The following is a 390-nucleotide window of genomic DNA, read 5'->3' on the forward strand; positions in this document are numbered from 1 at the left end:
GTGTAAGCCTCGATCACGAATTCCGGCAGCGCCACCGGGAACACGGCCGGGTGGTCAATGTCCTGGCCGATCTTGCCCTTGTGGCGCATCACGCGGATCACCGAGTCGGGGATACGGGTGTCTTGCGTCGGCAGCCCCTTGTGCGTCCAGCCGCCCACCTCGCCATCCTTGCCGCGCATCGCGGTGGACGACCCGTCGGCGCGCAGGTGGGATTCCTGGCCTGCGTGCTTGCAGGGGACGATCTGGTTCGGCTTACGGCTCTCCCGGTTGAAGTGAAAGACGAACTCGAAGCTCGGCGCGAAGCGGCCTGCCCAGTCGCCGGGCATCCCCGGCCCCTGATCCCAGACGTACCACGCAAAGCGCCGCCAGCCCTGCTGGCGCATCCAACCC

Annotated in this window: 1 pseudogene; it reads right to left on the reverse strand. The window is 67.4% G+C overall.

Going from position 1 to position 390, the window contains the following annotated elements:
* A pseudogene (locus OC23_RS05395) lies at window positions 1-390 on the reverse strand (site-specific DNA-methyltransferase); the annotation flags it as partial.

The sequence above is a fragment of the Acinetobacter sp. A47 genome (assembly GCF_000805455.1).
In the GTDB taxonomy this organism is placed as follows: domain Bacteria; phylum Pseudomonadota; class Gammaproteobacteria; order Pseudomonadales; family Moraxellaceae; genus Acinetobacter.